Origin of the sequence: uncultured Brevundimonas sp., assembly GCF_937863155.1 — a bacterium.
Classification (GTDB): Bacteria; Pseudomonadota; Alphaproteobacteria; order Caulobacterales; family Caulobacteraceae; genus Brevundimonas.
This window is the reverse complement of sequence record NZ_CALMFB010000069.1, coordinates 83,672-110,101: the sequence shown is the minus strand read 5'-3', so window position 1 is coordinate 110,101 and position 26,430 is coordinate 83,672. Positions and strand designations below refer to the sequence as shown.

Genomic DNA, 26,430 nt, shown 5'->3' with positions numbered 1-26,430 from the left:
GACCCCCCATCCTTAGCGCAACGGCTCATGATCCCCAGCGACGGCCCCATCCGCATCGGCACCCGCCGCTCGAAACTGGCCCTGGCCCAGTCGGGCATGATGCAGCGGGCCGTCGCGGCGGCGGCCGGCCTGGCGCCCGAACGGGTCGAACTGGTCCAGATCGTCACCACGGGCGACCGGGTCCAGGACCGCCGCCTGCTGGAGATCGGCGGCAAGGCCCTGTTCACCAAGGAGATCGAGGAGGCGCTGCTGGACGGTCGCATCGATCTGGCGGTCCATTCGATGAAGGACGTGCCGGCCGAACAGCCTGCGGGCCTGATGATCGGCGCCATCCCCGAACGCGAGGATGCGCGCGACGCCTTCATCGGCCGCAACGCCGAGACCTTCGACGATCTGCCGCCGGGCGCCGTGCTGGGCACCGCCTCGCTGCGGCGACAGGCCCAGGCGCTGGCTCTCAGGCCCGACCTGAAGATCGAAATGCTGCGCGGCAATGTCGATACGCGGCTGAAGCGGCTTCAGGACGGAGATTTCGACGCCATCCTGCTGGCCGCCGCCGGACTGTCGCGCCTGGGTCTGGCCGGGGTGATCGGCCAGCGGCTGTCGCCGGACGCCTTCCTGCCCGCGCCGGGCCAGGGCGCCCTGGCCATCCAGTGCCGGGCCGAAGACGCCGATGCGCCCTGGCTGACCGCCCTGAACCATGCCGACACCGCCCTGTGCGTCGCGGCCGAGCGCGGGGCCATGACGGCGCTGGAAGGCTCGTGCCGCACGGCCATCGGCGCCCTGGGCGTCATCGCCGAAGGCCACCTGCGCCTGACCGTCGAAATGCTGGCCCCCGACGGCTCGGCCCGCTGGCGCCGCGCCGGAGAGATCGCCCCCGACGCCGGGGCGGACGCGGCCCACGACCTGGGCCTGTCGCTGGGCCAGGCCGTGCGCGACGAGGCCGGCGACCAGCGGATCCCGCTCTGAGCCCGCCCGCCCGCGTCTGGATCACCCGCGCCGAACCCGGCGCCGCACGCACCGCCGCGCGGGTGCGGACCCTGGGCCTGACGCCCGTCGTGGCGCCCCTGCTGCGGATCGAACCCCTGGCGGTCGAGACCCCGCCCACGCCGCATGACGCCCTGGTCTTCACCAGCCCCAACGGCCTCGCCGCCTGGACGGCCATCAGCCCCGACCGCGCCGCGCCCGTGCTGGCGGTCGGCGACGCCACGGCCCGCGCGGCCCAGGCGGCCGGTTTCGGCGTCGTGCGCTCGGCGGGCGGCGACCTGAACGACTTGGCCGCCCTGATCCGCTCCGATCCGGCGCTGAAGGGCGCGCGCCTGCTGCATCCGGGCGCCGAGACTCCGGCCGGCGACCTGAACGCCCTGGTCGCGGGCCATGCGACGGTGCGGGCCCTGCCGGTCTATCGTGCGGTTTCCACCGGGGCGCAGGCGCCGGACGGGTTCGACGTCGTTCTGATCCATTCCCCCCGCGCCGGACGCGCCCTGGCCGACGCCCTGTCGCCGGACCAGGCCAGGGGCCGACAGGCCTGCGCCATCTCGGCCGCCGCCGCCGCGCCTCTGACGGCCCTGCTCGCGGCCATCGCCGTCGCCGCCCGCCCGGACGAGACATCGCTTCTGGCGGCGCTTACGGCCTGTCTTGGCAAGCCGCCCGGCGCCGTATAAAGAGCCGACCTCGCGCCGGGCTTCCCGACGCACCGGGCCGCTTTAGCTCAGCCGGTAGAGCACCTCATTCGTAATGAGGGGGTCGCGTGTTCGAGTCACGCAAGCGGCACCACCTTTCCAGAGCACCACTCGCCTTGACGCCCGGCCGGGACAAGCCGGAGACGCTTCCGCTTGGGAGTTGCGTGGGTATGCGGCCGAAGGCCCTTGGCCCGCATTGCCGGTACGCGGCTGGCCGTATTCGTCATAGGCCAGGGTGAAGGTCGCCGCGCCGGTGGCGTCGGTGATGGCGATGGTCGAGCCCTGGTGGTCCTGCAGGCTCCACAACGGCGTCGAAGCCGTGTCGCCCTGATAGGCGACCAGCACCTCGTCCGGCCACGCCCCCCGGATGATGCGGTTGTTGATGGTGGTCCCGGTCGGGGCCGTCACCACGCCCGCAATCTCGTCGCCATCGTAGAGGTAACGCCCGCCGGTGGTCCCCACCATCTGGGCCAGCCGGTCCAGCGGGTCGTAGCTGAGCGTCGAGGAGCCGGTTCCCGTCAACCGGTTGGCGGCGTCGAAGGTGAAGCCCCGCGCCCCGTCGAAGGTCAGATTGCCGCGCGCATCGGACGTCGCCGCCACGCTATTGACCGTCGTCGGCTGGTTCAGGCCGTTGCGGGTGATCGCCTGGGCGTCCGGCGCCGGGGCGTACAGATAGGCCGGGTTCGACGTCTGGCGCACCACCACCTGGCTGGCGGGATTATAGCTCAGCGTCCAGGTCACGTCCGACCCCGTGCCCGCCGGGTCGTGCGACAGGGTGCGCAGCCGTGACGCCGCGTCATAGGTGTAGGCCGTCGCCACCCCATTGCCCCGCGTCACACCCGTGCGACGCCCCAGGTCGTCATAGGCGAAGGCCGCGATCAGCGACGATCCCCCCTGGCGCACCCGGTTCAGCCGGTCGTCCAGATCGTAGCGATAGTCGATGGCGAACCCGTCGGAATAGAACAGATTGGTCCGTCGCCCCGCCAGGTCATAGGCCATGGTCATGGTCCCCAGGGCCTGTTGCTCGGTGATCTGGCGGCCCAGGGCGTCCCAGGTCATGCAGGTCGCCGTGGTCGTGCCGCACAGGGGCGTGGGCGCCGGCGCGGCATGGCTGGCGTAAAGGCGCCGGTTCAGATTGTCATGGCCGTACCAGACATCGTTCGACCCCACCGGCGCATCGATGGCCGTGATCCGGTTCAGGGCGTCGAAATGGGTGGTGAACACCCCGCCCGAGCGGGTGCGCTTGGTCGTGGGGTTGTCGTTGGCGTCGTAGCCGTATTCCTCATAGTCCAGCGGGTTCGACGCATGCGCCCCCACCGTCGTCGACGGATAGGACAGCCGGCGCACCCGGTCGAAGCCGTCATAGGTGAAGGTCGAGCGGTTGCCCTCTCCGTCCTCCATCCACGCCACGCGGCCGTTGGCGGTCCAGTCTTGGGCCATCAGGGTGCGCTGGTTGGGGGCGCTTTCGCCCTGAAATACGCGGATCAGGCGGTTCACGTCGTCATACAGCTGGGTCGTGATCCGGTCGGGCCCAAAGGCGCCGGGCGTCGTCACCCCCACGCAGGCCGAGGTCGGCAGGGCGCCGAAGGTCGCCGGGTTCATCCGCACGGCCGTGCAGGTCAGCCGACCGACCGAATCATAGGTGTATTGCGTCACCAGCGGATGGGTCGAGCCGTCGAAGGCGGTCTCGCGCACCTTGCGTCCCTGGACGTCATAGTCGGTCAGGGCGGTCTGCAGCGCGCTGAAGCCCGCCCAGTCCAGGTCGCTCTGGCCCGCCGTCGTTCCCTGTTGCACCCGGTCGACCTGGCCGTCGGCGTTGTAGCGGGTGCGCACCGCCGGATAGAGGCGCGCGCCCCCGCCGTCGGGATCGGGGCCGATCGCGCCCACCGCCTGGCGCATGGCGTCATGGACATAGCGGGTGGTGTCCGCCGCGCCGGGCAGGGGGCCGTCCACCGTGCGCACATCGCCGGTCGGCTCATAGGTCGTCGTCACCGAGGCCGTCAGCAGGCCGTCGCCCGACCCGCTGGAGACCACGACCGGCAACAGATTGCTGGCCACGCCGACGCTTCCGGCCTGATAGACGGTGTCGGTCACCACTTCGTCGGCCAGGCCCGCGCAGGTGGTCAGCGTCTGGCAGGACGAGGTCTGGACCGGCAGCCAGATGGCGTTCGCATCCTGGGTGATTACCCCCAGGCTGTCGCGGTCCAGGCGTTGTGCGAGGCATAGGCCGTGCGTGTCTGCGGCTGGACGGCGCCTGGCGTCGGGGCCGGTGCGGTCACGCTCAGAACCCCGCCATGGGTGCTGCTGTAGGTGAAGGTCGTGACCGCGCCGCGCGCGTCGGTGATGGTGGCCGGACGGCCGCACAACGCCGGCGTGGCCGGGCACCCGGCCGTCAGGGTGGCGCCGATCGTCGTGTCGGCCAGGCCCGAGCCCGGCTTGCCCTTGCGCGTCACCGACACCAGGTCGCCACGCGCCGTCCATCCGTATTGCCGGCGGTCGCCTTCGGGATAGGTCACGTCGGCCAGGCGGAAGTCGGGACTTGGATAGTTATACTGGGTGGTGTTGTTCAGATCATCGGTCACCGTCAGGGGCCGCACCACGCGATAGTCGGTCACGCCCATATCGACCTGGGTCGCCGTCAGCACCGCCTCGGTCGTATGGGCCAGGGGATCTCTGACCAGCGTCGTCATCGTTTCCTGGTACGGAGGCGGTGAAACGACCGGCGACGGCGTGTAGGTGTAGCTCCAGGATCCGCTGCCGTCGTTGACCGAGGCGATGCGCGTGCCGCCGGCGTCATAGGTCAGCGACACATTCTGCCCGGTGCTCAGCGTCGGACGGCGCAGACCCGTCAGACGCCCCCCGCTGAACAGCAGCCGCGTGGTCCGGCCCAGGGCGTCGGTCACGCTCTTTTCGCTGGCGCTCTCGGCGAAGGTCAGGCTGGGCCAGGTGCGCGAGAAGACGCAGGTGTTGGCCGTCGGATCGCAGGCATCGACCGCATTGTTCAGCGCCGTGACCGTGACCGTCCGGTACCAGTCGGCGCTCCAGACGTTCGAGGCGTACTGGAAATGGATCTGATAGCCGTGGTTGTTGGTGACCGATTGCAGGCGGCGCGCCTGAAAGCCGCTGGTCATGGTGATGGCGGTGTAGGTGAAGACGATCCGCTCGCCATTAGGCCGCACCAGGGTGCTGATGAGCCCCTCATTGGCCACGAACGGGCTGTAGGTGACCCCGCCGCCGAAGGTGGCCACCGATCCGTCCAGCGCCGTATAGACCATCTGCCCGCCGGGCTTCTCCAGCGTGCCGTCGCCGTCCACCGCCTCGAACGCGCCGCCGACCAGCGGCAAGAAGACGTGCGAGGCCCCCATCACGGTGACGGTGTAATAGGGGTTGGTCGGCGGCGAGCCGGTGAACGGCTGTCTGACCACCATGCCGGCCAGGCTGTTGCGCCACTTGCCCGAGGCGGTGTCGTAACCGGCCGAATAGCTCAGCCCGCCCTGACCCGCCGGTCCCATCGAGATCGGCGTCGTGGTGTAGGCATAGGAGCCCGAATACAGGTTCACCCCCCGCGCATCGACGGGATTAAAGGCGTCCGGCGGCGGAATCTGGGGTCCGGCCTGGGCCTGGGCCGCACCTGCGCCGCACAGGGCCAGCGCGATCCCCGACAGCGCGGCCGCCGCGCGCCGCATCGCCGAAGGAGGGACCGGGGACTTCGCCTTATCGTACATCGCGCCCATCCCCCTCAGTGACAGCAGGTGTGGGTGGCCCACACCGGGGTCGCGCCGTCATAGATGACCGCATTGCCGTCGTTCTGAAGCACCAGTTTCGCACCGGGATGGCCGCTGGTGCCCGAAGACCAGAGCACGGTGTCCGTGGCGCTGTAGAGGACCAGATTCCCCTTCGTCTCCATCCGCAACGACAGGCCCTGACCATTGTTGGTCGCTGAATTCCACAGGGGCGTGGTTCCGAAATTCAGCACCAGATTGCCGTCCACCTGAAAGGAAAAGGTAAAGCGGCTGTCGGTGGAGATCAGGCGCTGGAACGGGACCAGGGTTTCGCCGGGGCGCAGCTCCTGCACGACGGCCAGGACGGGAACGGACACGACTCCGCGCGACAGGCGATTATCGGCGTCGTCATTGCCATAGCCGGTGTAGCTGCCGGCGCTGGCGGTCACCGACCGCGCCACCCCGACCAGCCGGCCATAGGCGTCATAGCGATAGGTGGCCTGTTCCTGGGCGAAACCCGGCGCCGCCATCAGAAGGGCTCCAACAAGCCCCGAGAGGAAGTACCGTCGCATCGGCCGCCCGCCTGTTAAGGCGAAGCTGAGCCGGATCGGAAATCGCGTCAAGCGCGCAACTCGCGAACCGCTGCGTGCATGACTTGCCCGCAGTGAGGGGCTGGAAGGGGTATGCGCAGGGTTGGCGAAAGCCGAATTTTCAACCTCTCACACCCCGAACCACTTCGCGTCCGAACACAGGCAGATGTGTCGGAACCAGGGCTGGGCGGTGGGCGAGTTGTCGGAAAACCGTGCCGGCGACAGCTGCACCAAGATCATGATCTAATTGATTTAAAGGCTTTCGCCCGCCCCCTCACGCCGCCCGCTTCATCGCACCTCTGAGCGGATGAAGGCGCGGGCGCGGGCGACGGCGGGCGCCAGGGTGTCGTCGAAGGGCGCGCCGTCCGCAAGGGCGATGTCCAGCCCCGCGTAAGCCGCCGCGACTGTCTGTTCCAGCGACGTGTCCGGCATGCCGGGCCGGCGATAGGCCGTGCCGGCGTCTTCCAGCCCCAGGCGTTCGGCGATCTCGGGATAAAGAGGCCAGATTCCGCCGGGCAGCAGCCGGTCCGGCGGCGTCGCGACCGGCGTGGTCGCCGTCAGGCCTGCCTGGGCCAGCACCTGGCGGGCCACATCCTCGATCACCGCCGGGACAGGATGGTTGACCGTGTGCATGAAGGGCCGCGCCTGCGGCGCCAGCCAGCGGCAGGGATCCAGGCCCAGGGCGCGCCACTCATCGTCCATCGTCGCCTGGGCCGCGGCCAGGGCGTCGAAATAGCCCAGCCGGGCATAGGTGTAGGCGTTGAACAGGCTAAGGGCCCGATTCTGCGGCAGGCCTTCCAGCGCCGCCGCCGCCGCCAGGGCGGAATGCAGCGGTCCTGCCGCGCCCGGCACGGCCTGGCCCCCATGGAACAGATGCAGGCAGTCGGGATGGAAGCCCCGGAACAGGATCCAAGGCGCCGCCACCACGCGCAGCCCCCGGGCCTCCAGAGCCTCGGGCTCGGGCAGGCCGAAACGGGCGCGGTGCGTCGGCCTGGCCTGCATCACCACCAGCTCGGCCCCGTCCAGCATGGCGTCCAGCGCCGACAGGGCGTCGGCATCACCCGGCGTCATTCCCGTCAGGCTGAAGGCGTGCGCCTGCAGGCCGGGGGACAGGGCCTCCAGCCAGTCGGCCAGGCTCTGGGCCTGGCAGTTGCCGATCACGCAGGCGACCGTCACGGCTCGATCGCCTCTTCGTCGCAGATCACCTGGGCCAGGGCCGCGTGCTGGTCGTCGGCGGGGGGGCGGGGGGCGGATGCGGCAGGCGCGGCCGTCCTCGCCGGCGTGTCGGCCTGGTCCAGATAGGCGCGGGCCAGCTCGGCCATGACCCGGTTCACGCCGGTGGGTGTGACGGTGCGAAGATCCGCCGCCCACAGGCCCGACCCGGCCTGAAGACCGGTGACGATCTCGTAGCTGGGGAAATAGTCCACCCGATCCAGGGCGTCGCAGACCATGCCCGCCGCCGCGCGCAGCACCGCCTTGCTGTAGCCGGTCGAGACCAGGACATGCCGGTCCTCGAACGTCGCCTTCAGCGGCACGGGCGACACGGTCAGCAGCACCCGCAGATCGGGCCGCAGCGCGCGGGCCATGTCGATCAGGGCCGTCAGGTCGTCGACCGTCTGCTGCACCGTGAAATTGTGCGGCCGGATGTGGTCGGCGTCGTCCGGCCCGCCCGCCACGCCGGGCGCCAGCGGAAAGACCGCCCCGTCGCGCGCCGACACCCACCCCTCGGTCAGGCCCAGGGTGAAGACGAAGACGTCCATGGTCTCGAACATCCGCCGCACGGCCGCCAGATGGGTCGCGCGGTCGTCCTGCATCTGCGCCGCATCGGCGAAGCCGCCGGGATGGGCGCGCGGACGGAACGGATCGACCACCCGCCCGTCGCGGGTGCGCCAGGCGCCTTCGTAGGGCGCGAACAGGCCATAGGCGCGCTGGAACAACTGCAACAGCTGGCGGGCGCAATAGATGTTGCCGAACCGGGCGGGAAAGACGCCGTACCCTTGCACCTCCGGCCCCGTCTCGGTGACCAGATAGTCATAGCCCCGCGCGGTCAGGGCGCGGCTGATGTGTTGGGCGAAACAGCTGCCGGCGGTGGCCACCCGGTCGGTCGGCGCGATGGCGAAGCCGGGCTGGACCGCCGGGCGGATGTCGTCGGGCGCCAGGTTGGCGACCGCGCGGGACCAGAATGCGTGATCCGGCGCGCCGCTGTACGGATTGTCGATCATAGGGTGCGCGGGCGCCTCAGGCCTTCAGCCGGGCGTCGAAATGGGCCAGCAGGCGGCGCCAGCCGTCAGCGGCGTCATCGGCGCGGTACGAGGCGCGATAGTCGGCATGGAAGCCGTGCGGCGCGTCGGGATAAAGGTGGATGGCGCTGTCGTCGTCGCCTTCGCGCTCCAGCGCGCGGCGCATGGTCTCGACCGAGGCGTTGGGGATGCCCTGATCCTGACCGCCGTACAGGCCCAGAACCGGCGACTTCAGATCGCCCGCCAGATCGACCGGCCAGGGGCGGCCCATGGCGATCTGGGCCTCATTGGCGTCAGGGGCCGGGGCCAGGCGGCCGTACCAGGCGACCCCGACCTTCAGCGCGGCGAACCGGGCGGCGGCCTGCCACACCACCTTGCCGCCCCAGCAATAGCCGGTGATCCCGATCCGGTCGGCCCGGGCCCACAGCTGGCCGTCGATCCAGTCCAGGGTCGCGGCGATGTCGCCCATGACCTGTTCATAACCGGCGGCGGCGACGATCTCCTGCACCCGGCGCATGTCCGACAGCGGCGCCGGGTCCGCCACGCGCACGAAAAAGGCGGGCGCCACGGCGGCGTAGCCGGCCTGGGCCAGGCGGCGGCAGATGTCGCGGATATATTCGTGCACGCCGAAGATCTCGGACGCCACGATCACCACAGGGAAGGGGCCGTCACCCGCCGGCCGGGCGACGAAGGCAGGCAGATCGAAGCCGTCGGGGGCGGGGAAGGTCACATCCTCCTGAACCAGCCCCTCGGACGAGGTGGTGATCGGCCGGGCGTCCTGGGCCAGGGCGGCGGTGGCGTAGCCGGCGAAGAACAGGCCGCCCAGCAGGCGACGGCTCAGGCGGAAATCGTCGGCGTCGGGGCCTTCGGGACGGTTCAGCACGGTCATGCGGGCCTCCTGTGGCGCAACGGCCGGACTGTGACGACGAGGGCGCGTCGCGTCGAGTCACGATCCGTGTGAAGGCCCGGCCCGCCGCAGCGTCAGGTTCATCCTGCCGCCGCCGGGCATCAGGCCCGATGACCCCGCCAGGATGCGATCCACCCCGTGCCGCGCCAGCCGCGCCGGGCCGGTCAAGGCGCAGATGTCGCCGGATCGCAGGCGGAACGACCGCGTCGGCCCACCCGTCGCCGCCCCGATGCGGAAGACGGCTTCGTCGCCCAGGGAGATCGACAGCACCGGCGCGGTCAGATCGGCCTCGTCCCGGTCCTGATGCAGGCCCATGCGGGCGTCGGCGTCATACAGATTGACCAGGCAGGCGTCCGGGGGCGGTCCGCCCAGCCGTTCGTCCCACAGCGCCAAAAGCGGCGCCGGCATGGGGGGCCAGGGTGCGCCAGTGACCGGATGCGTCGTCTGATAGCGATAGCCCCTCGCGTCGGTGACCCAGCCCAGCGGCCCCAGATTGGTCATCCGCACCGACATCGGCCGCCCGCCCGGCGTGATGGGGCGATACAGGGGCGCAGCTTCGACCGCCGCCAGGACTTCGTCCTTCAACGCCTGCTGTTCGTCAGCAGAAAGGGCTCCCGGCCAAAGCCGGAAGCCCTCGAAACCACTGTCGATTTCACGCGGTGCGCCCATGCCCGAAACATAGGCTGACGCGCCCCGCGCTCAAGCAGCGAACGCCCGCGGCGTGAGCGTAGCGCCCACAGAACGCGCTCAAGCAGCGAGGCTCCGCGAGCCGAGCGTTAGCGCCCGCGCTTAGCGCGTATAATAGTAGTCCGCGATCTGGCAGACGTTGACGTTCATGCGCGTCAGCACCTGGCCATTGGTGAACTCGGCCTTGAAGTCATAGACGCAGGCGCCCGAGCCGTCGTCGACGTTGATGGTGACGCTGCGGCCGTTGCCCAGGACGCTGGAGCCCAGGATGTCTTCTTCCCAGCTGCTCTTGCGCGAGTCCGAGGCGTAGAAGCGCAGCATGGTCCAGCCGGTCTGGTTGTGGATGCGGACGCGGCGGTTGTAGCCATCGCGCGACACCTCGATCACCGCGAATTTGGATTCTGCGGGGGCGGCCGGGGCCGGGGCGAAAGCCATGGCGCCCAGGGCCGTGGCGACTGCGGCGGCGCACAGGGCCGCGGACTTCAGGCGGATCATCATAGTCTCTCCAAGCAAGCGGCCCCGGAAGCGGAGCGGCGATGACGGTGTTATGGCCGATAAGCGGCGCCGTTGCACCTGACGACGCCTGACGGGGCGCAGATAGGCCGGATTCGTCCGCCGGCCCCACAAAGCCCCCATAAAACCCTTGCAGCGGATGAGGGCTTTCCCATATCGGGGCCAACCCGGCGCCCCTGGCGGCGGATTGTGCATCAAACCCCCTGGGGGCGGTCACGCGCGGCGCTTGATCCAAGGCCGCCGCATCGCCCGCCGAATGGAGAAAAACGGAAAGCCCATGAGCAAGATCATCGGCATCGACCTCGGCACCACCAATTCGTGCGTCGCGGTCATGGACGGCAAGAACCCCAAGGTCATCGAGAACGCCGAGGGCGCGCGCACCACCCCGTCGGTGGTCGCCATCCAGGACGGCGGCGAGACCCTGGTGGGCCAGCCCGCCAAGCGCCAGGCCGTGACCAATCCGGCCAACACCTTCTTCGCCATCAAGCGCCTGATCGGCCGCCTGTTCGACGATCCCGTCGTGGCCAAGGACAAGGGGATGGTGCCCTATGAGATCGTCAAGGGTCCGACCGGCGACGCCTGGGTGCGCGCCCACGACAAGGACTATTCGCCCCAGCAGATCAGCGCCTTCACCCTGACCAAGATGAAGGAGGCCGCCGAGGCCTATCTGGGCGAGAAGGTGACCCAGGCCGTCATCACCGTGCCGGCCTATTTCAACGACAGCCAGCGCCAGGCCACCAAGGACGCCGGCAAGATCGCCGGTCTGGAAGTGCTGCGCATCATCAACGAGCCGACCGCGGCGGCCCTGGCCTATGGGCTGGAGAAGCAGGACGGCCAGAAGATCGCCGTCTATGACCTGGGCGGCGGCACCTTCGACGTCTCGATCCTGGAGATCGGCGACGGCGTGTTCGAGGTGAAGTCGACCAATGGCGACACCTTCCTGGGCGGCGAGGACTTCGACCTGCGCCTGGTCGACTATCTGGCCGATGAGTTCAAGAAGGAGCAGTCGGTCGACCTGCGTCAGGACAAGCTGGCCCTGCAGCGCCTGAAGGAAGAGGCCGAAAAGGCCAAGAAGGAGCTGTCCTCGACGGCCCAGTACGAGGTCAATCTGCCGTTCATCACCATGAACGCGTCTGGCCCGCTGCACCTGAACATCAAGCTGACCCGCGCCAAGCTGGAAAGCCTGGTGGAAGATCTGGTCCAGCGCACCATCGAGCCGTGCAAGAAGGCCCTGGCCGACGCCGGCATGAAGGCGTCCGACATCGACGAGGTCGTTCTGGTCGGCGGCATGACCCGCATGCCGATGGTCCAGGAAGCGGTGAAGAAATTCTTCGGCAAGGAGCCGCACAAGGGCGTCAACCCCGACGAGGTGGTGGCCCTGGGCGCCGCGGTCCAGGCCGGCGTGCTGCAGGGCGACGTCAAGGATGTGCTGCTGCTGGACGTGACCCCGCTGACCCTGGGCATCGAAACCCTGGGCGGCGTCTTCACCCCGCTGATCGAGCGCAACACGACCATCCCGACCAAGAAGAGCCAGGTCTTCTCGACCGCCGACGACAACCAGTCGGCCGTGACGATCCGTGTCTTCCAGGGCGAACGCCCGATGGCCGCCGACAACAAGGTGCTGGGTCAGTTCGACCTGATGGGCATTCCGCCGGCCCCGCGCGGCATGCCGCAGATCGAGGTCGCCTTCGACATCGACGCCAACGGCATCGTGCATGTGACGGCCAAGGACAAGGCGACCAACAAGGAACAGTCGATCCGCATCCAGGCCAACGGCGGCCTCTCGGACGCCGACATCGACAAGATGGTCAAGGAAGCCGAGGCCAACGCCGCGGCCGACAAGGAGCGCAAGGAACTGGTCGAGGCCCAGAACGCGGCCGACGGCCTGATCCACTCGACCGAAAAGGCCATGGCCGAACACGGCGACAAGATCGGCGCGGACGAGAAGTCGGCCATCGAGACCGCCGTTGAAGAGCTGAAGGCCGCCAAGGACGGCGCCAACGCCGAGGACATCCGCGCCAAGACCACCACCCTGGCCCAGGCGTCGATGAAACTGGGCGAGGCCATGTATGCGGCCCAGGGCGGCGGCGAGGCCCCGGCCGACCAGCCCGCCGACGACGGCGTGGTGGACGCCGAGTTCGAGGAAGTCTCGGCCGAGTCCGACGCCGGGAACGACAAGAAGGACGCCTGATCGCCTCAGGCGTCACTGGAACCCCCGCTTGCCACGCAGGCGGGGGTTCGTTTTTCATGAAACTTGCATCATTCGCCCCGGTCCCCATGTCTGGTCGGGTCGAAGGTTTCGCGGGCCGCGTCCGGCAAGAGACGCCATCGGGAAACGGGGTAAGAGGATCAACGCCGCATGGCGACGCGTGACTATTACGAGATCCTGGGCGTCGAGCGCACGATCGATGCGGCGGGCCTGAAGGCCGCCTATCGCAAGCTGGCGATGCAGCATCACCCGGACCGCAACGGCGGGTCCGAAGAATCCATGGCCAAGTTCAAGGAAGTGTCCGAGGCCTATGGTGTGCTGTCGGACGAACAGAAGCGCGCCGCCTATGACCGGTTCGGCCATGCGGGCGTGGGCGGCGGGGCCGGGGGCGGCAATCCGTTCGGCGCCGGGGGCGCGGGCTTTCACGACATCAACGATATCTTCTCCCAGGTGTTCGGCGACGCCTTTGGCGACGTCTTCGGCGGCCGCGCCGGCGGCGGACGCCAGAACAGCGGGCCGCGTCGCGGGTCGGACCTGCGCCATGACCTTGAGATCAGCCTGGAGCAGGCCTATCGCGGGGCCGAGGTCGAGATCGCCGTGCCCTCCACCGCCACCTGCGACGCCTGCGACGGCTCAGGCGCCAAGAAGGGCGCCAAGCCCGCCACCTGCACCACCTGCAACGGCGCGGGCCGCGTGCGGCAGGCCAACGGTTTCTTCCAGATGGAGCGGACCTGTCCCCACTGTGGCGGGGCGGGCCAGCGCATCGCGGCGGCCGACGTCTGCACCGGCTGTCACGGCCATGGCCAGGTGCGCCGCACCCGCAACCTCAGCCTGAAGATCCCCGCCGGGGTCGACGACGGCTCGCGCATCCGCCTGTCTGGCGAAGGCGATGCGGGCCAGCGCGGCGGGCCGCGCGGCGATCTGTATGTCTTCCTGTCGGTCAAGCCGCACGAACTGTTCGAGCGCGACAATCTGGACCTGCTGGTCACCGTGCCGGTGCCCATGACCACCGCCGCCCTGGGCGGGATCGTGGATGCGCCCTGCCTGACCTCCGAAGCCTGCGACGGCAAATGCAGGGCCGCGGTCGAAGTGCCGGCTGGCGCCCAGACCGGCAAGACGGTGCGGATCAAGGGCAAGGGCATGCCCCACCTGAACGGCCGCCAGCGCGGCGATCTGGTGGTCGAGCTGTTTGTCGAGACGCCCACCGAACTGACGGCCCGCCAGAAGGAGCTGCTGTCCGAACTGGCCGCCTCCCTGGGCGAAACCCAGACCCCGCGCAACACCAGCTTCACCGGCAAGGCCAAGCGGTTCTGGGCCGACATCCTGGGCGCAGACCAGGATAAGGCGGGCGCCGCGTGACGGCCCTGTTCCATGTCGGCATTTCCGGCGCGCGCGGACGGATGGGCCGCACCGTCTCACAGGTGCTGGACGCCCGCGACGATGTGGTGGTGGCCGCCCGTTTCGACTGGGGCGAGACGCCGGACCTGTCGCTGTGCGACGTGGTGATCGACTTCACCACGGCCGAGGCGTCGGTGGCCCTGGCCCGCGCGGCGGCCGAACGGGGCGGCCCGGCCCTGGTGATCGGCTCGACCGGCTTCACCCCCGAACAGGACGCCGAGATCCAGGCCGCCGCCGAAAAGGTGGCCATCGTCCGCAGCGGCAATTTCTCGCTGGGGGTCAACATCCTGATCGGCCTGGTCGAACATGCGGCCCTGCGGCTGGACGCCCGCGACTGGGATATCGAAATCCTGGAGGCCCATCACCGGCGCAAGGTGGACGCGCCTTCGGGCACCGCCCTGATGCTGGGCGAAGCGGCCGCCAGCGGGCGCGGCGTCGATCTGGCCGAGGTGCGCAATCCGCCCCACGACGGGGTCGGCGAACCGCGCGAGGCCGGGCGCATCGGCTTCGCCGCCCTGCGCGCCGGGGGCATCGTGGGCGAACACACCGTCATGTTCGCCTCGGACGACGAGGTGCTGACCCTGTCGCATTCGGCCATCGACCGCAGCCTGTTCGCCAAGGGCGCCGTGGCCGCCGCCGCCTGGGTGCGCAAGCGCCGGCCGGGCCTTTACGACATGCAGGACGTGCTGGGCTTCCGCCAGGCTTGACGCCTTATCCGCGCGGATGGGCCGAGGCGTAGGCCGCCATCAGATGCGCCGCATCGACAGCGGCGTATTTCTGGGTCGTGGACAGGCTGGCGTGACCCAGCAGCTCCTGAATCGACCGCAGGTCGGCGCCGCCGCCCAGCAGATGGGTGGCGAAACTGTGCCTCAGCGCATGGGGTGTCGCCGACGCCGGCAAGCCCAGCCGCCCGCGCAGCCTTTGCACCGCCGCCTGGACGTGTCGGGCGCTCAAGGCCGCGCCGCGCCGCGCTCGGAACAGGGGATCGTCCGGCGTCATGACGAAGGGCTGGGCCGTCAGATAGGCGTCCACCGCCTGACGCACGGCGGGCAGCACCGGGACCATCCGCGTCTTGTCGCCCTTGCCGGTGATGCGCAGCGTGTCGGGCAGGGGCGCATCGGCGCGGGTCAGGGACAGCCCTTCGGAAATGCGCAGGCCGCAGCCGTACAGCAGCGTCAGCACGGCCCGGTCGCGCGCGGCCTCCCACGGTTCGGCGTCGGGATCGGCGTCGGCTTCCTGCAACAGACCGCGCGCCTGGTCCTCGCTCAAGGGACGCGGCAGGGTCGGCTTGACGCGGGGGCCACGCACCAGGGCCAGCTGCGGCGTCGCCACGCCTAGCCGCCGGTCAAGGAAGGCGTGAAAGCCGCGAATGGCCGACAGGGTCTGGGACAAGGACCGGGCGTTCAGCGGTCGGTCGCCGCCGCGTCTTTGGGCCATGTGGGCCCGCACCTCGGCCGCGGTGACGGCGCCAAGGGCGGCGACGTCCAGCGCCCCTTCGCCGCGATGGGCCTGCAGAAAGCCCAGATACAGCCGCCCGATATGGCCATAGGCCTCCAGGGTGCGGGGCGACAGGCGCCGCTCGTGCGCCAGGTGCGCCAGCCAGTCGGACAGGGCCTGATCGGCCGTCATGCCGCGATCAGGCCAGGACGGGCCAGCGTTCGGCCATCCGTTCGACCACCCGGGTGATGAAGGCCGCCAGTTCGCAGCCCATGGCCGGGGTGAAGCCGTCTTCTTCCGGCGAGCCGAAGGCGCACAGGGCGTGCCGGGCCTCGGCGCCCGCAAACTGGGGCGCCATGCGGATCAGGGCCACGGACTTCACCTGATCCTCTGCCGGGCCGAACAGGTCCAGCCCCGCGAAATTCTGGCCCAGCCAGTGCAGGCCGTCGTCGCCGACCAGGCCATCGACCCGGCCCTCGGCCAGGGGGCGCCAGCCGAAGGGCACGCCGCCGGGTTTCTCAAGCGCGATCACCGCCGAGGCCAGGCCGAATCGCGCCTGGGCCGCCGCATCCAGTCGCCGGGCCAGGTCGGCGTGATTGCGCGCTTCCATCAGGTCCAGGGCGGCGGCGTGGGTCTGGGTCTGGGCGGCGAAATTGGCGCGGGCCACCGCCTCGATCTGCTTGCGGGCGCCCGATTCGCGCTCGACCACCGCCTCTAGCCGGGTCAGAGCGGCGCGGCCCAGATCGACCACCTTGCCGCGCCGGTCCAGGCCCAGTTCTTCCAGCAGGGCGGCGTCTTCGGTCAGGCTGTCGCCATGCGCCTGAACCCAGGCGCGGACCTGGGGCCAGTGCAGGGCCTCGCCGGGCCGGGCGTCCGTTTCCGTCGCAGGGAAGAGGTCCAATGAGCCGCTCAAGAGACCTCTCCGGGAGATCGGATGTTACAGGATGGACTGACCGGTTTTGCCCCAGTCGGCCAGGAAGGCATCCAACCCCTTGTCGGTTAACGGGTGTTTGACCAGGCCCTTGAAAACATCGGCCGGCAGGGTGGCGGCGTCGGCGCCGGCCAGGGCGGCGGCCGAAACATGGCCCGGATTGCGCAGGGACGCGGCCAGAACCTCGGTCTCGAACCCGTGGATGTCATACAGGGTGCGGATCTCCTCCAGCAGGCCCACGCCGTCGGCCCCGTGGTCCTCCAGCCGCCCGACGAAGGGCGAGATGAAGGTGGCGCCCGCCTTGGCCGCCAGCAGGGCCTGGGCGGCCGAGAAGCACAGGGTGACGTTGGTCTTGATCCCCTTGTCCGAAAACGCCCGCGCGGCGCGCAGTCCGTCCCAGGTCAGCGGCAGCTTGACCACCACATTGGGGGCGATGGCCGCCAGCTTGTCGCCCTCCCGGACCATGGTCTCGAAGTCGGTGGCCACGGCCTCGGCCGAAATCGGCCCCTCGACCAGGGCGCAGATTTCAGCGATGACCTCGGCGATGTTCCGGCCCGACTTGGCGATCAGCGACGGATTGGTGGTGACGCCGTCCACCATTCCGGTGGGCAGCATGTCCTTGATGACGGCGACGTCGGCGGTGTCGAGAAACAGTTTCATGTGGGGGGTGATAGCGGAAAGCGCCGGTCTTCGCCAACCGCTCCTTCCCCCCTTGCGGGGGAAGGTGGGCGGCGGAGCCGCTCGGATGGGGGTGCTGTTGGACAGGCCCTCAATCCCCGCTCATCGGCGCGCCGAGAGATCCCCCCCATCCGTCTCGCTCCGCGAGCCACCTTCCCCCGCGCGGGGGGAAGGGATGGATTTCGCATGATCGTCGCCTCCGTCCTTGTGCCGCTGCCGGTGCCCGAAGCCTTCGATTACGAGGTTCCGCAAGGGATGGACCTGGCGCGTGGCGATCAGGTCGCCGCGCCGCTGGGTCCGCGTCTGGTGCGCGGCGTGGTGACCGAGGTTCGAGAGACGACCGGATCGAACCGACGGCTGAAGGCGATCCAGGGGCGGCTGGACGATCCGTCCCTGCCTGAGCGCACCGTGGACTTCGTCGAATGGGCCGCGCGCTGGACCCTGTCGCCGCCGGGCGAGATGGCCGCCGCCGCGCTGAAGGGCCTGCGCGCGCCGCCGCCCCGGCCCGAACGGCGGATCGTCCGCGTCGCCGGGCGTGATCCGGCCCGCGCGACCTCGGCGCGGACGGCGGTGCTGGCGGCGCTGGGCGACCGGTCCATGCCGGCGGCCGAGCTGGCGCGGGCGGCGGGGGTGTCGGCCGGCGTGGTCAAGGGTCTGGTGGACGAGGGCGTGCTGGCGGTGGTCGAGATCACCGCCGAAGCGGTCTTTCCCGCGCCCGATCCCGACCACGCCCCGGCCGATCTGAACCCCGACCAGGCGGCGGCGGCCGACGCCATCGCCTCGGCCCCGGGGTTCGCCCCCTTCCTGCTGGACGGGGTCACCGGATCGGGCAAGACCGAGGCGTACCTGGAGGCGGCGGCGCGGATGGTGCGCGCCGATCCGACGGCGCAGGTGCTGATCCTGCTGCCCGAGATCGCCCTGACCCAGGCGGTGATGGCGCGCATCCAGCACCGGTTCGGCGTCGCCCCGGCCGAATGGCATTCCGCCGTCGCCCCGCCCCAGAGACGCCGGGTGTGGGAGGCCGTGCGCGCCGGGCGCTGTAATCTGGTGGTCGGGGCCCGGTCGGCCCTGTTCCTGCCCTTCGTCAATCTGCGGCTGCTGGTGGTGGACGAGGAGCACGACGGCTCGTTCAAACAGCATGAGGGGCTGGTCTATCACGCGCGCGATCTGGCGGTGGCGCGGGCTCGGATCGAGGGGGCGGCGGTGGTCCTGGCCTCGGCCACCCCGTCGCTGGAGACGCTGAACAACGCCGAGGCCGGGCGCTATGGCTGGCTGCGGCTACGGGCGCGGCACGGGGCGGCGGTCCTGCCGCAGGTCCAACTGCTGGACCTGCGCCAGAACCCGCCCGAGCGGGAGACCTGGCTGTCGCCGCCGCTGAAGGCCGCCATCGCCGAGACTTTGGCGCGGGGGGAGCAGAGCCTGCTGTTCCTGAACCGGCGCGGCTATGCGCCGGTGGTGCTGTGCCGGGCCTGCGGGCATCGGCTGACGGCGCCGGACACCGATTCCTGGCTGGTCGAGCATCGCTATACAGGGCGGCTGGTGTGCCACCTGACCGGCTTCTCGATGCCGCGTCCCAAAACCTGTCCCAGCTGCGGGGCCGAGGACAGTCTGGTCTCGGTCGGGCCGGGGGTCGAACGGGTCGAGGAAGAGGTGCGCGGCCTGTTCCCCGAGGCGCGCACGGCGGTGTTCAGCTCCGACACCACGCCCGACGCCCAGGCCGCGCGCGCCCTGGTCCAGGCCATGACCGACGGCGAGATCGATATCCTGGTGGCCACCCAGGCGGCGGCCAAGGGGCACAATTTCCCGCACCTGACGCTGGTGGGCGTGGTGGATGCGGATCTGGGGCTGAGAGGCGGCGACCTGCGGGCGGCCGAGCGCACCTTTCAACTGTTGACTCAGGCCACCGGACGGGCGGGCCGGGCCGACAAGCCGGGCCGCGCCCTGTTGCAGACCTGGACGCCCGAACATCCGGTGCTGATGGCCCTGGCGGCGGGGGATCGTGACGCCTTCGCCGCCACCGAATCGGCCGAGCGCGAAATGAGCGCCCTGCCGCCGCACGGCCGTCTGGCGGCGCTGATCCTGTCCAGCGAGAATGCGGTGGCGCTGGAGAAGGTCGCCGGCGATCTGGCCGCCGCCATTCCCAATGCCGAGCGGCTGGAGGTCTATGGCCCCGCCGACGCGCCCCTGGCCCTGGTGCGGGGGCGGCGCCGCAAACGGCTGCTGGTCCGGGCCGACCGCGATGTGGACCTGCAAGGCTTCCTGCGCGCCTGGCTGGCGCGGGTGAAGGTTCCCGCCAGCGTGCGGCTGACGGTCGACGTGGACCCCTATTCGTTCCTCTAGCGAGCGATCAGCGCGTCGCGCCGGGCTTCCACAGCACGTCGCCGCCGATGTGGCCGTTGGCGCGGCGGGCGGCGACGAACAGATGGTCGGACAGCCGGTTCAGATAACGCACCGCCTCCATGTTCACGCTCTCGCCCGTCTCGATCAGATGCACGGCCTGGCGCTCGGCCCGGCGAGCCACGGTGCGCGCCAGGTGCAGGTGCGTCGCCAGGGGCGTTCCGGCGGGCAGAATGAAGCTGTCCAGCGGCTTCAGGCTTTCGTTCATCCAGTCGATCTCGGATTCCAGCCGCTCGACCTGGGACGCCACGATACGCAGCGCCTCCCATTTCGGCGGCGGGTCCAGTGGGGTGGCCAGGTCGGCGCCCAGGTCGAACAGTTCGTTCTGGATGCGGGCCAGCATGGCGTCGATGCGGTCGTTCTGGCCCGAATGCAGCCGGGCGACGCCGACCACGGCGTTCAGTTCGTCCACCGCGCCATAGGCCTCGACGCGGGGGTCGGTCTTGGACACCGGCGCGCCGGACGCCAGGCGCGTTTGACCGGCGTCGCCGGTGCGGGTGTAGATGCGGTTCAGCGTCACCATGGCTTCAGCCTCCGTAGGTCGAGCGCCACCACAGGCCGGCCATCAGCAGCACGACCGCCAGCGCCTGCAGCGCCACCCGCAGCCGCATCAGCTTGTTGGACCGGCTGCGTGCCTCCGGCCCGTCGGTGAACAGGGTCTTCAGGCCGAAACCCAGGGTCACGGCCACGGCGCCGATGGCCGCCAGGATCAGGATGTCGAACAGGGTCATGGGGCCTTGATAGGCCCCCCGCGACTGCGGCGCCAGCGCGACACTGCGTGGCCGTTATTGCGACTTAATCGCACACCCCCTTGCCGCTAAGGTCGAAAAGTTATTGAGAAGCGCTCGCAACAAGACGGGCTTCTCCCAGGCCCGCCGCAGACTTCGGGGATTTCACCATGACCGCTTCTCTCTCGACCCGCCGCAAGGCCGCCTGGCTGTGCGGCGCCGCCGGCTTCGCCCTGCTGGCCGCCTCGCCCGCCCTGGCGCAGCAGGCGCCGGCCGCCCCGCCGGCCGAGCTGGAAGAGGTGGTGGTCACCGCCGCGGGCTTCGAGCAGCGCATCGAGCAGGCCCCGGCCTCGATCTCGCTGATCTCGCGCAAGCAGATCGAGGAGATCCGCGCGGTCTCCATCGCCGAGATCCTGACCGACGTCGAAGGCGTGGACGTGGGCGCCGGCGTCGGCAAGAGCGGCGGCCAGACCATCAACATCCGCGGCATGGGTTCGGACTACACCCTGATCCTGATCGACGGCCGCCGCCAGAACTCGGCCGGCAACGTCACGCCCAACGGCTTCGGCGAGACCTCGACCAGCTTCCTGCCGCCGGTGTCGGCGATCGAGCGGGTCGAGGTGGTGCGCGGCCCGGTGGCGACCCTGTACGGCTCGGACGCCATGGGCGGCGTCGTCAACATCATCACCCGCAAGATCGGCGACATCTGGGGCGGATCGGCCACGGCCCACTACACCCTGCAAGGCGATGACGAGTTCGGCGCCATCTGGGGCGCGAATGTCTATGCCGCCGGTCCCCTGATCGCCGACCGGGTCGGCCTGGCCCTGCGTGGGTCGTGGTCCGAGCGCGAGCAGTCGGCCCTGACCTATGAGCGCGTCGATGGAACGGACGCCCCCGTCACCGGCTTCGGCCGCAGCGCCACGGCCAACGAGATCTGGTCGCTGGGCGGGCGCGTGGCGCTGAACCTGCACCCGGACCACGACCTGTGGCTGGACGTCGACACCTCGAACCAGTGGTACGACAACTCGACCGGCCAGATGGGCACGGTCGGCGTGGCCGGCGGCTATGAAACCGCGCTGGAGTTCAACCGCAACCAGCAGGTGCTGGCCCACAACTGGCGTCTGCCGTTCGGGGCCATCGAAAGCACCCTGTCGCGCAACTACACCGAAAAGCTGGGCCGCATCGTGCCGGCCCTGGTGCCGGTCATCGGCGGCACGCCCCGCGCGGTCGAAAGCACCAGCGTCATCTTCGACACCAAGATGTTCTCGCAGTGGCGCAACCACACCTTCACCGTGGGCGGCCAGTACTGGGACGCCGAGATGATCGACGGCGTGGCCCCGGCGCCCTTCACCTTCGAGCAATGGGCCCTGTTCGTCGAGGACGAGTGGCGCTTCACTGACACCTTCGCGGTGACCGGCGGCCTGCGTTACGACGACCACTCGACCTTCGGCGACCATGTCAGCCCGCGCCTGTATGCGGTGTGGAACGCCAGCGACCAATGGACGATCAAGGGCGGTGTCTCGACCGGCTATCGTGCGCCGCGCGTGGAGCAGCTGGCCCCCGGCATCAACGGCTTCGGCAGCCAGGGCCGCCTGCCGCTGATCGGCACGCCGTCGCTGACGCCGGAAACCAGCGTCTCGACCGAGCTGGCGGTCTTCTATGACAACCGCGACAATTTCCGCGCCAGCCTGACGCTGTTCCACAACACCTTCGAGGACAAGATCGCCACGGGCGTGCCGGTGGCCAACTGCACCGCCGGCATCACCCGCGCGGTCTATGACGCCGGGACCTACAACAAGACCAACTGCGTGGACGTTGGCTTCTATCCGACCACCGCGACCTTTGGTCAGAGCGTCAATATCGACGAGGCCGAAACCCAGGGTCTGGAGGCCACCGCCCGCTGGCGCGTCAACGACGCCTGGACGGTTCAGGGCAACTACACCTACACCGACTCCGAGCAGAAGTCGGGCCTGTCGGCCGGCAAGCCCCTAACCGACACGCCCGAGCACATGCTGAACGGCAATGTCCGCTGGGCCGCCACCGAAAAGCTGAACCTGTGGCTGCGCGGCGAGTACCGTTCGGATCGTTATCGCGGCGCCGGCGCGGCCTATGACGCCCATGGCGACTACAAGGCCTACAGCCTGTTCCACCTGGGCGGCGCCTATGACCTGAACGACCGGGTGACGATCAACGCCACGGTGTTCAACCTGTTCGACACCGACTTCGTCAGCCTGCTGCCCTACGGCAATCCGGTGCAGTACACGCCCGAATACGCCAACAACCAGGAGCCCCGTCGCCTGTTCGTCTCGGTGACCACTACCTTCTGATCCCCGACGGAGCGATGCGCCTGTCCTCCTGATCCGGGCGCACCGAAACGGAAGAGCCGGCGGAGCGATCCGCCGGCTCTTTAATTTCGGCCTCAGGCTAGACGCGACGCCCGGACCGTCCGTGGTTTCGGTTCGCCCTGCCGAGCGCCGATCCCGCTGGCCTGAAGGCGGTCAAGAGGATCGTGCAATGGCGATGGGGGCTCAGAGCCCCAGCGCCCGGCGGATGTCGCGCCAGTCGATGTATTTGAAATTCTGCGTGCCGCGGTCGTTCACATCGTCCTGGACCACGACCAGTCCCTCGGGGAAGGGGCCGACCACGCCGCCCAGGGCGTCCAGGCCGTCGGTGCCGGTCACGCCGTCCACGGTCCCGTCATGCACGGCGAAGCGGCCGATCCAGACGGGCTGGCCCTGATCCAGCCGCCAGACGCCGAACCCGGAATCCCCCTGGCTGGAGACGATCAGATAGCGTTTGTCGCCGTCATGGATGACCGTCGCGCCCTCGACATCGGCGGTCAGACGGCCGTCGCCGACCGGCTGGACCAGGGTGCGGGCCGCGCCCGAGGCCGGGCTCAGGCCATAGCGCCACACCCCGACCATTTCTTCGCTGATGAACAGGGCGTCCGAGGCCTCGTCGGCGGCGCAGCCTTCGGAGATGGAGCCAACGGCGAAGCGGCGCACCTCGGTGGCCACCGGCCGGTTGGCGGCATCCGACGCGATCACCGACTGGCGCACCTGACCGTCCTTGCCGATCAGGATCGCATGCACCTGGTCGCCGACCCGGGCCAGGCAGAAGCCATAGGGTTCATCCAGGTCCGAGGCCACGAACCCCCAGGGCCGCACGGCGTTGGCCGCATCGTTCGACGCCGGATCGAACAGATAGAGCGAAATCCCCAGCCGCGTCGCGCCGCGGTCGCTGGCGCCCAGCAGCACCATCGACCGCCCGTCGACGTTCAAGCCCTCGATGACATCGACATTGTTCAGCAGGCCGTCGGGCAGGAACTGCAGCACCGCGCCGTCCAGCCCATAGATGTAAAGGCCGGCCTTCTTGTCCGTGCCGGCGACGAAGCCCTGGATGCGGGCGCCGTTGAACAGGGCGGGCGAACGGGCGGCCCAGATGGCCGGATCGTCGGCGGCGTCTTCGCCCGCCGTGCCGACCGAGGGCGTCTCCAGCGTCGCCATGACCGGGGCGCCGGGGCCGGGACGTTCGACGGTGGCGCAGGCGCCCATCGCGAACAGGGACGCCAGAGCGGCCGAAGCCAGGATGCGGGTGCGGATCAATCGAGCCTCCATCGGTTGGCCGCGCCAGACCATGCATGATGTTTCAGTTCTAGCGCCGGGAGGTGACGGTCTCTGACCGGATCCGTGACAGCTCTTCTGTCGTCGGAGAGTTTGACGCCGATCCTTCCCATGATCGCCACGCCAAGTTCGCTGGATCGTCGCGGCCGCGTCGCCGCCAGAGCCTAGCCGTGCCGTTCAGACCGGGCGCGTGATGCGAAACCCGGCGATCGGGGATGTCTGAAATGAAACTCGCTCTTCTGCTGGGCGCCGCCGCCGCGCCGCTGCTGCTGGCCGCGCCTGCGACGGCCCAATCCATCGAAGGTCCGGCCACGGCTCTGGACGAAGTGATCGTGACCGGTCAGCCGGTGATGCGCAATCGCACCGACGACGTGGTGCCGACCCTGTCCTACGACCTGGAGTATTTCCAGCGCTTCGAGCCGCTGACCGTGGGCGACGCCCTGAAACGCGTGCCGTCGGTCGCCTTCCTGTCGGATGTGCTGGAATCGGACGGCGTGCGCCTGCGCGGCATGGATTCGGGCTACACCCAGATCCTGATCGACGGCGAACGGGTGCCGGGCGCGGGTCTGGACCGGTCGTTCTTCGTGGACCGCATCCCCGCCGAGCTGATCGAGCGGGTCGAGGTGGTGCGCTCCGCCTCGGCCAACCGGTCGGGCGACGCCGTGGCCGGGGCCATCAACATCGTTCTGCGCGATTCCCTGTCGATGGATGGCGGCTATGTCCGTCTGGGCGCCCTGAACTGGGGCGACAGCGAATATGGTCGCTGGGGCGGGACCTATGGCCTGGTCTGGGGCGGCCAGGTCGGGCCGGGCCGTCTGCTGGTCGGCGCCAATGTCCAGGACCGCCGCAATCCCAAGGAGAAGTTCAGCTGGCGCTATGACGAGCCGAACGGAACCCTGGACAATGTCGAGGCCCAGACCGACGTGCGCGACGGCACGGACTATTCGTTCAACGCCGCCTATTCGGTCGATGTCGGGCCGGGCGAACTGGAGCTGTCGGCCGCCTTCGTGCGCACCGACCGGTTCCAGGACGAGGACTCGCTGGAATACGCCGACGGCGTGATGAACGACGCCCATCTGGCCGTGGTCAACGACAATGACCTGGACATCCGCACCGACAACCTGGCCCTGCGCGGCCGGTACAGCTTCGACATGCTGGGCGGCCGCACCCGCATCAAGCTGGGCTACGCCGCCATCGACGACGACCAGTACGAGTTCGAGGCCGAGTCCGAATATCTGCGCGACGCCAATCCCTTCCCGGACGAGGACCGCTTCACCCTGGATTCGGCCCAGGTGAACATCGAGGACCGCGAAACCTCGGGCGCCCTGGAGCACGAACGTGACCTGGCCAATGGCGCGACGCTGGAGTTCGGCGTCCAGTGGAACCTCAAGGACCGCGACACCTGGATCGCCGAGACGCCGCGCATCCGCTTCAACGTGCCGAACGCCCCGGCCCCGCGTCCGGCCATTCCGGCCTTCGGCGCCTTCAGCCCGGTTCCGGGCGGCGAAGGGACGATCGAGGAAACCCGCATCGATCCCTATGTCATGCTGTCGGGCGAAACCGGCGCCCTGAAATGGCAGGCGGGTCTGCGGTACGAAAACACCGAGACCAACATCACCGACGAAACGGCCCCGGCCGCCGACCGGGTGACCGAGACCGACTATGGCTTCCTGCTGCCGTCGGTCAGCCTGCGCTACCAGCTGTCGGCCACGGACCGGCTGATCGTCTCGGCCGCCCGCACGGTGCGTCGTCCCAACTTCGACCGGCTGCAGCCGGCGCTGCTGGAAGAAGAGTATGGCGACAGCGACTTCATGGGCAATCCGACCCTGAAGCCGGAAAGCGCCTGGGGCGTCGACGTCGGCTTCGAGCGCCGCCTGGGCCGTCGCGGCGTGTTCGGGATCAACGCCTTCTATCGTGACGTCACCGACCTGATCGAGGAAGTGAACACCGGCGTCGTCGGTTCGGCCGGTCCCGGAACCTTCGTCTACACGGTCGACAACGTCGGCGACGGCCGCGTCTGGGGGGTCGAGCTGGACCTGTCCACGCCGCTGGACTTCATCGGCATGGAGACGACCGGGGTGTTCCTGAACTACTCCTGGCTGGATTCCAAGGTCGACGATTTCATGGGAACCCGCCGGTTCAACGGCCAGTCGAACTATGTGATGAACGCCGGCTTCACCCACGACATCCCGACCTGGGGCGCGGCCTTCGGCGCCACCTACCGCAAGCAGGGCGACGCCCACGACCGCGTGCTGGCCGAAGAGGTCCGCACCTCGTACGGCGCCGACCTGGAGGTGTTCGTCGAGAAGCGGGTGGCCTCGAACGTCGTGGTCCGCCTGACCGGCTCCAACCTGCTGAACGCCTCCAAGGACGAGGTGTTCGACAAGTTCGGCAGCGTCGCCGATCAGATCAGCCGCGACTATGACGAGTATGAGCTGGAGACCGAGGAAGCCGGTCCCTGGTACCAGCTGGTCATGCGCATCGCCTTCTGACGACAGCCTGATTGACGCGATGAGAGGGCCGGGCGGCGACGTCCGGCCCTTTTCTTCTGTTCGCCGCAAAGTGACCGGCGCCGACTGGACGCCCGGACAGGGGGGCTCTAACTCGCCTGACGCGGGAGGCGCGCCTTAAATGGTTCGCCCTTTGCAGTGTATCTTTCCGAAGGGACACAAGCGTCCCGAAACGGGATGA

At 69.4% G+C, this 26,430-nt stretch carries 22 protein-coding genes, 1 tRNA gene and 1 pseudogene; 10 read left to right on the top strand and 14 right to left on the bottom strand.

What is annotated here, in order from left to right:
- Nucleotides 1-27: 27 nt before the first annotated feature.
- The 3 genes from hemC to Q0581_RS11560 all read left to right on the top strand — a co-directional run bounded on the left by hemC (nucleotide 28) and on the right by Q0581_RS11560 (nucleotide 1,773).
- A complete protein-coding gene (gene hemC / locus Q0581_RS11570) occupies nucleotides 28-966 on the top strand; it encodes a hydroxymethylbilane synthase (protein WP_298700453.1) in 939 nt (312 codons plus the stop codon).
- Complete coding sequence (locus Q0581_RS11565) at nucleotides 963-1,661, top strand: uroporphyrinogen-III synthase (protein ID WP_298700565.1); 699 nt, start codon at nucleotides 963-965, stop codon at nucleotides 1,659-1,661. The genes hemC and Q0581_RS11565 overlap by 4 nt, the downstream gene beginning before the upstream one ends.
- A gap of 36 nt (nucleotides 1,662-1,697) precedes the next feature.
- Nucleotides 1,698-1,773, top strand: a tRNA-Thr gene (locus Q0581_RS11560).
- Nucleotides 1,774-2,441: 668 nt separating this feature from the next.
- Here Q0581_RS11560 and Q0581_RS14740 read toward each other — a convergent pair.
- A pseudogene (locus Q0581_RS14740) lies at nucleotides 2,442-2,678 on the bottom strand (RHS repeat domain-containing protein); the annotation flags it as partial.
- Here Q0581_RS14740 and Q0581_RS11555 point away from each other — a divergent pair.
- A complete protein-coding gene (locus Q0581_RS11555) occupies nucleotides 2,677-2,799 on the top strand; it encodes a hypothetical protein (RefSeq protein ID WP_298700451.1) in 123 nt (40 codons plus the stop codon). The pseudogene Q0581_RS14740 and the gene Q0581_RS11555 overlap by 2 nt on opposite strands.
- Before the next feature lie 1,063 nt (nucleotides 2,800-3,862).
- Here Q0581_RS11555 and Q0581_RS11550 read toward each other — a convergent pair.
- The 7 genes from Q0581_RS11550 to Q0581_RS11520 all read right to left on the bottom strand — a co-directional run bounded on the left by Q0581_RS11550 (nucleotide 3,863) and on the right by Q0581_RS11520 (nucleotide 10,320).
- Entirely contained in the window at nucleotides 3,863-5,404 is a 1,542-nt protein-coding gene (locus tag Q0581_RS11550) for a hypothetical protein (RefSeq protein ID WP_298700450.1), read from the bottom strand.
- Between the two features lie 14 nt (nucleotides 5,405-5,418).
- On the bottom strand, nucleotides 5,419-5,931 hold the full coding sequence (locus Q0581_RS11545; RefSeq protein ID WP_298700448.1) for a hypothetical protein: 513 nt from the start codon (nucleotides 5,929-5,931) through the stop codon (nucleotides 5,419-5,421).
- A 348-nt stretch (nucleotides 5,932-6,279) separates the two neighbouring features.
- The gene (locus tag Q0581_RS11540; protein WP_298700447.1) at nucleotides 6,280-7,167 is read right to left on the bottom strand and encodes a WcbI family polysaccharide biosynthesis putative acetyltransferase; all 888 of its coding nucleotides are present in this window, start codon (nucleotides 7,165-7,167) and stop codon (nucleotides 6,280-6,282) included.
- Nucleotides 7,164-8,213, bottom strand: coding sequence for a GSCFA domain-containing protein (locus tag Q0581_RS11535; protein WP_298700445.1), 1,050 nt, complete (start codon nucleotides 8,211-8,213; stop codon nucleotides 7,164-7,166). The genes Q0581_RS11540 and Q0581_RS11535 overlap by 4 nt, the downstream gene beginning before the upstream one ends.
- A gap of 16 nt (nucleotides 8,214-8,229) precedes the next feature.
- Nucleotides 8,230-9,120, bottom strand: a complete 891-nt coding sequence (locus Q0581_RS11530; RefSeq protein WP_298700443.1) for a dienelactone hydrolase family protein — start codon at nucleotides 9,118-9,120, stop codon at nucleotides 8,230-8,232.
- Nucleotides 9,121-9,177: 57 nt separating this feature from the next.
- Nucleotides 9,178-9,807 carry an alpha-ketoglutarate-dependent dioxygenase AlkB gene (locus Q0581_RS11525; RefSeq protein ID WP_298700441.1) on the bottom strand — a complete coding sequence of 210 codons (630 nt, stop codon included), beginning with the start codon at nucleotides 9,805-9,807 and terminating at the stop codon, nucleotides 9,178-9,180.
- Between the two features lie 120 nt (nucleotides 9,808-9,927).
- Nucleotides 9,928-10,320 (bottom strand): hypothetical protein, encoded by a 393-nt coding sequence (locus Q0581_RS11520; protein ID WP_298700439.1) that lies wholly within the window; start codon nucleotides 10,318-10,320, stop codon nucleotides 9,928-9,930.
- Nucleotides 10,321-10,615: 295 nt separating this feature from the next.
- Between Q0581_RS11520 and dnaK the strand changes: the two genes are divergently transcribed.
- The 3 genes from dnaK to dapB all read left to right on the top strand — a co-directional run bounded on the left by dnaK (nucleotide 10,616) and on the right by dapB (nucleotide 14,652).
- Complete coding sequence (gene dnaK, locus Q0581_RS11515; RefSeq protein ID WP_298700438.1) at nucleotides 10,616-12,529, top strand: molecular chaperone DnaK; 1,914 nt, start codon at nucleotides 10,616-10,618, stop codon at nucleotides 12,527-12,529.
- 168 nt (nucleotides 12,530-12,697) lie between these two features.
- A complete protein-coding gene (gene dnaJ / locus Q0581_RS11510) occupies nucleotides 12,698-13,906 on the top strand; it encodes a molecular chaperone DnaJ (protein WP_298700436.1) in 1,209 nt (402 codons plus the stop codon).
- Nucleotides 13,903-14,652 (top strand): 4-hydroxy-tetrahydrodipicolinate reductase, encoded by a 750-nt coding sequence (gene dapB, locus Q0581_RS11505; protein ID WP_298700434.1) that lies wholly within the window; start codon nucleotides 13,903-13,905, stop codon nucleotides 14,650-14,652. Before dnaJ ends, dapB begins: the two co-directional genes overlap by 4 nt.
- A gap of 4 nt (nucleotides 14,653-14,656) precedes the next feature.
- Here the strand turns inward: dapB and Q0581_RS11500 are convergent, their stop codons facing one another.
- Genes Q0581_RS11500 through fsa form a run of 3 tightly spaced genes read right to left on the bottom strand, consistent with a single transcriptional unit; the run spans nucleotide 14,657 to nucleotide 16,973 of the window.
- Nucleotides 14,657-15,574 (bottom strand): tyrosine recombinase XerC, encoded by a 918-nt coding sequence (locus tag Q0581_RS11500; protein ID WP_298700433.1) that lies wholly within the window; start codon nucleotides 15,572-15,574, stop codon nucleotides 14,657-14,659.
- Nucleotides 15,575-15,581: 7 nt separating this feature from the next.
- Nucleotides 15,582-16,283: a DUF484 family protein gene (locus tag Q0581_RS11495; RefSeq protein WP_298700431.1), complete on the bottom strand. Its 702-nt coding sequence runs from the start codon at nucleotides 16,281-16,283 to the stop codon at nucleotides 15,582-15,584.
- Between the two features lie 36 nt (nucleotides 16,284-16,319).
- The gene (gene fsa / locus Q0581_RS11490; protein ID WP_298700429.1) at nucleotides 16,320-16,973 is read right to left on the bottom strand and encodes a fructose-6-phosphate aldolase; all 654 of its coding nucleotides are present in this window, start codon (nucleotides 16,971-16,973) and stop codon (nucleotides 16,320-16,322) included.
- 204 nt (nucleotides 16,974-17,177) lie between these two features.
- Here fsa and Q0581_RS11485 point away from each other — a divergent pair, with 204 nt between their 5' ends.
- Nucleotides 17,178-19,331 carry a primosomal protein N' gene (locus Q0581_RS11485; RefSeq protein ID WP_298700428.1) on the top strand — a complete coding sequence of 718 codons (2,154 nt, stop codon included), beginning with the start codon at nucleotides 17,178-17,180 and terminating at the stop codon, nucleotides 19,329-19,331.
- Between the two features lie 7 nt (nucleotides 19,332-19,338).
- Here the strand turns inward: Q0581_RS11485 and Q0581_RS11480 are convergent, their stop codons facing one another.
- Nucleotides 19,339-19,911 (bottom strand): cob(I)yrinic acid a,c-diamide adenosyltransferase, encoded by a 573-nt coding sequence (locus Q0581_RS11480; RefSeq protein ID WP_298700426.1) that lies wholly within the window; start codon nucleotides 19,909-19,911, stop codon nucleotides 19,339-19,341.
- 4 nt (nucleotides 19,912-19,915) lie between these two features.
- A complete protein-coding gene (locus tag Q0581_RS11475; RefSeq protein WP_298700424.1) occupies nucleotides 19,916-20,119 on the bottom strand; it encodes a twin transmembrane helix small protein in 204 nt (67 codons plus the stop codon).
- Nucleotides 20,120-20,286: 167 nt separating this feature from the next.
- Between Q0581_RS11475 and Q0581_RS11470 the strand changes: the two genes are divergently transcribed.
- Nucleotides 20,287-22,443, top strand: a complete 2,157-nt coding sequence (locus Q0581_RS11470; protein ID WP_298700422.1) for a TonB-dependent receptor — start codon at nucleotides 20,287-20,289, stop codon at nucleotides 22,441-22,443.
- Nucleotides 22,444-22,644: 201 nt separating this feature from the next.
- On the opposite strand, the gene Q0581_RS11465 is transcribed toward Q0581_RS11470, so the two are convergent.
- On the bottom strand, nucleotides 22,645-23,721 hold the full coding sequence (locus tag Q0581_RS11465; protein ID WP_298700421.1) for a phytase: 1,077 nt from the start codon (nucleotides 23,719-23,721) through the stop codon (nucleotides 22,645-22,647).
- Nucleotides 23,722-23,963: 242 nt separating this feature from the next.
- Here Q0581_RS11465 and Q0581_RS11460 point away from each other — a divergent pair, with 242 nt between their 5' ends.
- A complete protein-coding gene (locus Q0581_RS11460; RefSeq protein WP_298700420.1) occupies nucleotides 23,964-26,231 on the top strand; it encodes a TonB-dependent receptor in 2,268 nt (755 codons plus the stop codon).
- The last annotated feature ends 199 nt before the right edge of the window (nucleotides 26,232-26,430 follow it).

What these genes read in the sequence shown, in the direction of transcription:
- Q0581_RS11555 (WP_298700451.1), top strand. Translation starts at nt 2,677, where the DNA reads ATGGTCATGGTCCCCAGGGCCTGTTGCTCGGTGATCTGGCGGCCCAGG.
- hemC (WP_298700453.1), top strand. Translation starts at nt 28, where the DNA reads ATGATCCCCAGCGACGGCCCCATCCGCATCGGCACCCGCCGCTCGAAA.
- Q0581_RS11500 (WP_298700433.1), bottom strand. Translation starts at nt 15,574, where the DNA reads ATGACGGCCGATCAGGCCCTGTCCGACTGGCTGGCGCACCTGGCGCAC.
- Q0581_RS11545 (WP_298700448.1), bottom strand. Translation starts at nt 5,931, where the DNA reads ATGGCGGCGCCGGGTTTCGCCCAGGAACAGGCCACCTATCGCTATGAC.
- Q0581_RS11480 (WP_298700426.1), bottom strand. Translation starts at nt 19,911, where the DNA reads ATGGTGACGCTGAACCGCATCTACACCCGCACCGGCGACGCCGGTCAA.
- Q0581_RS11475 (WP_298700424.1), bottom strand. Translation starts at nt 20,119, where the DNA reads ATGACCCTGTTCGACATCCTGATCCTGGCGGCCATCGGCGCCGTGGCC.
- dnaJ (WP_298700436.1), top strand. Translation starts at nt 12,698, where the DNA reads ATGGCGACGCGTGACTATTACGAGATCCTGGGCGTCGAGCGCACGATC.
- Q0581_RS11535 (WP_298700445.1), bottom strand. Translation starts at nt 8,213, where the DNA reads ATGATCGACAATCCGTACAGCGGCGCGCCGGATCACGCATTCTGGTCC.
- Q0581_RS11470 (WP_298700422.1), top strand. Translation starts at nt 20,287, where the DNA reads ATGACCGCTTCTCTCTCGACCCGCCGCAAGGCCGCCTGGCTGTGCGGC.
- Q0581_RS11520 (WP_298700439.1), bottom strand. Translation starts at nt 10,320, where the DNA reads ATGATCCGCCTGAAGTCCGCGGCCCTGTGCGCCGCCGCAGTCGCCACG.
- Q0581_RS11525 (WP_298700441.1), bottom strand. Translation starts at nt 9,807, where the DNA reads ATGGGCGCACCGCGTGAAATCGACAGTGGTTTCGAGGGCTTCCGGCTT.
- Q0581_RS11530 (WP_298700443.1), bottom strand. Translation starts at nt 9,120, where the DNA reads ATGACCGTGCTGAACCGTCCCGAAGGCCCCGACGCCGACGATTTCCGC.
- dnaK (WP_298700438.1), top strand. Translation starts at nt 10,616, where the DNA reads ATGAGCAAGATCATCGGCATCGACCTCGGCACCACCAATTCGTGCGTC.
- fsa (WP_298700429.1), bottom strand. Translation starts at nt 16,973, where the DNA reads ATGAAACTGTTTCTCGACACCGCCGACGTCGCCGTCATCAAGGACATG.
- Q0581_RS11485 (WP_298700428.1), top strand. Translation starts at nt 17,178, where the DNA reads ATGATCGTCGCCTCCGTCCTTGTGCCGCTGCCGGTGCCCGAAGCCTTC.
- Q0581_RS11460 (WP_298700420.1), top strand. Translation starts at nt 23,964, where the DNA reads ATGAAACTCGCTCTTCTGCTGGGCGCCGCCGCCGCGCCGCTGCTGCTG.
- Q0581_RS11550 (WP_298700450.1), bottom strand. Translation starts at nt 5,404, where the DNA reads ATGTACGATAAGGCGAAGTCCCCGGTCCCTCCTTCGGCGATGCGGCGC.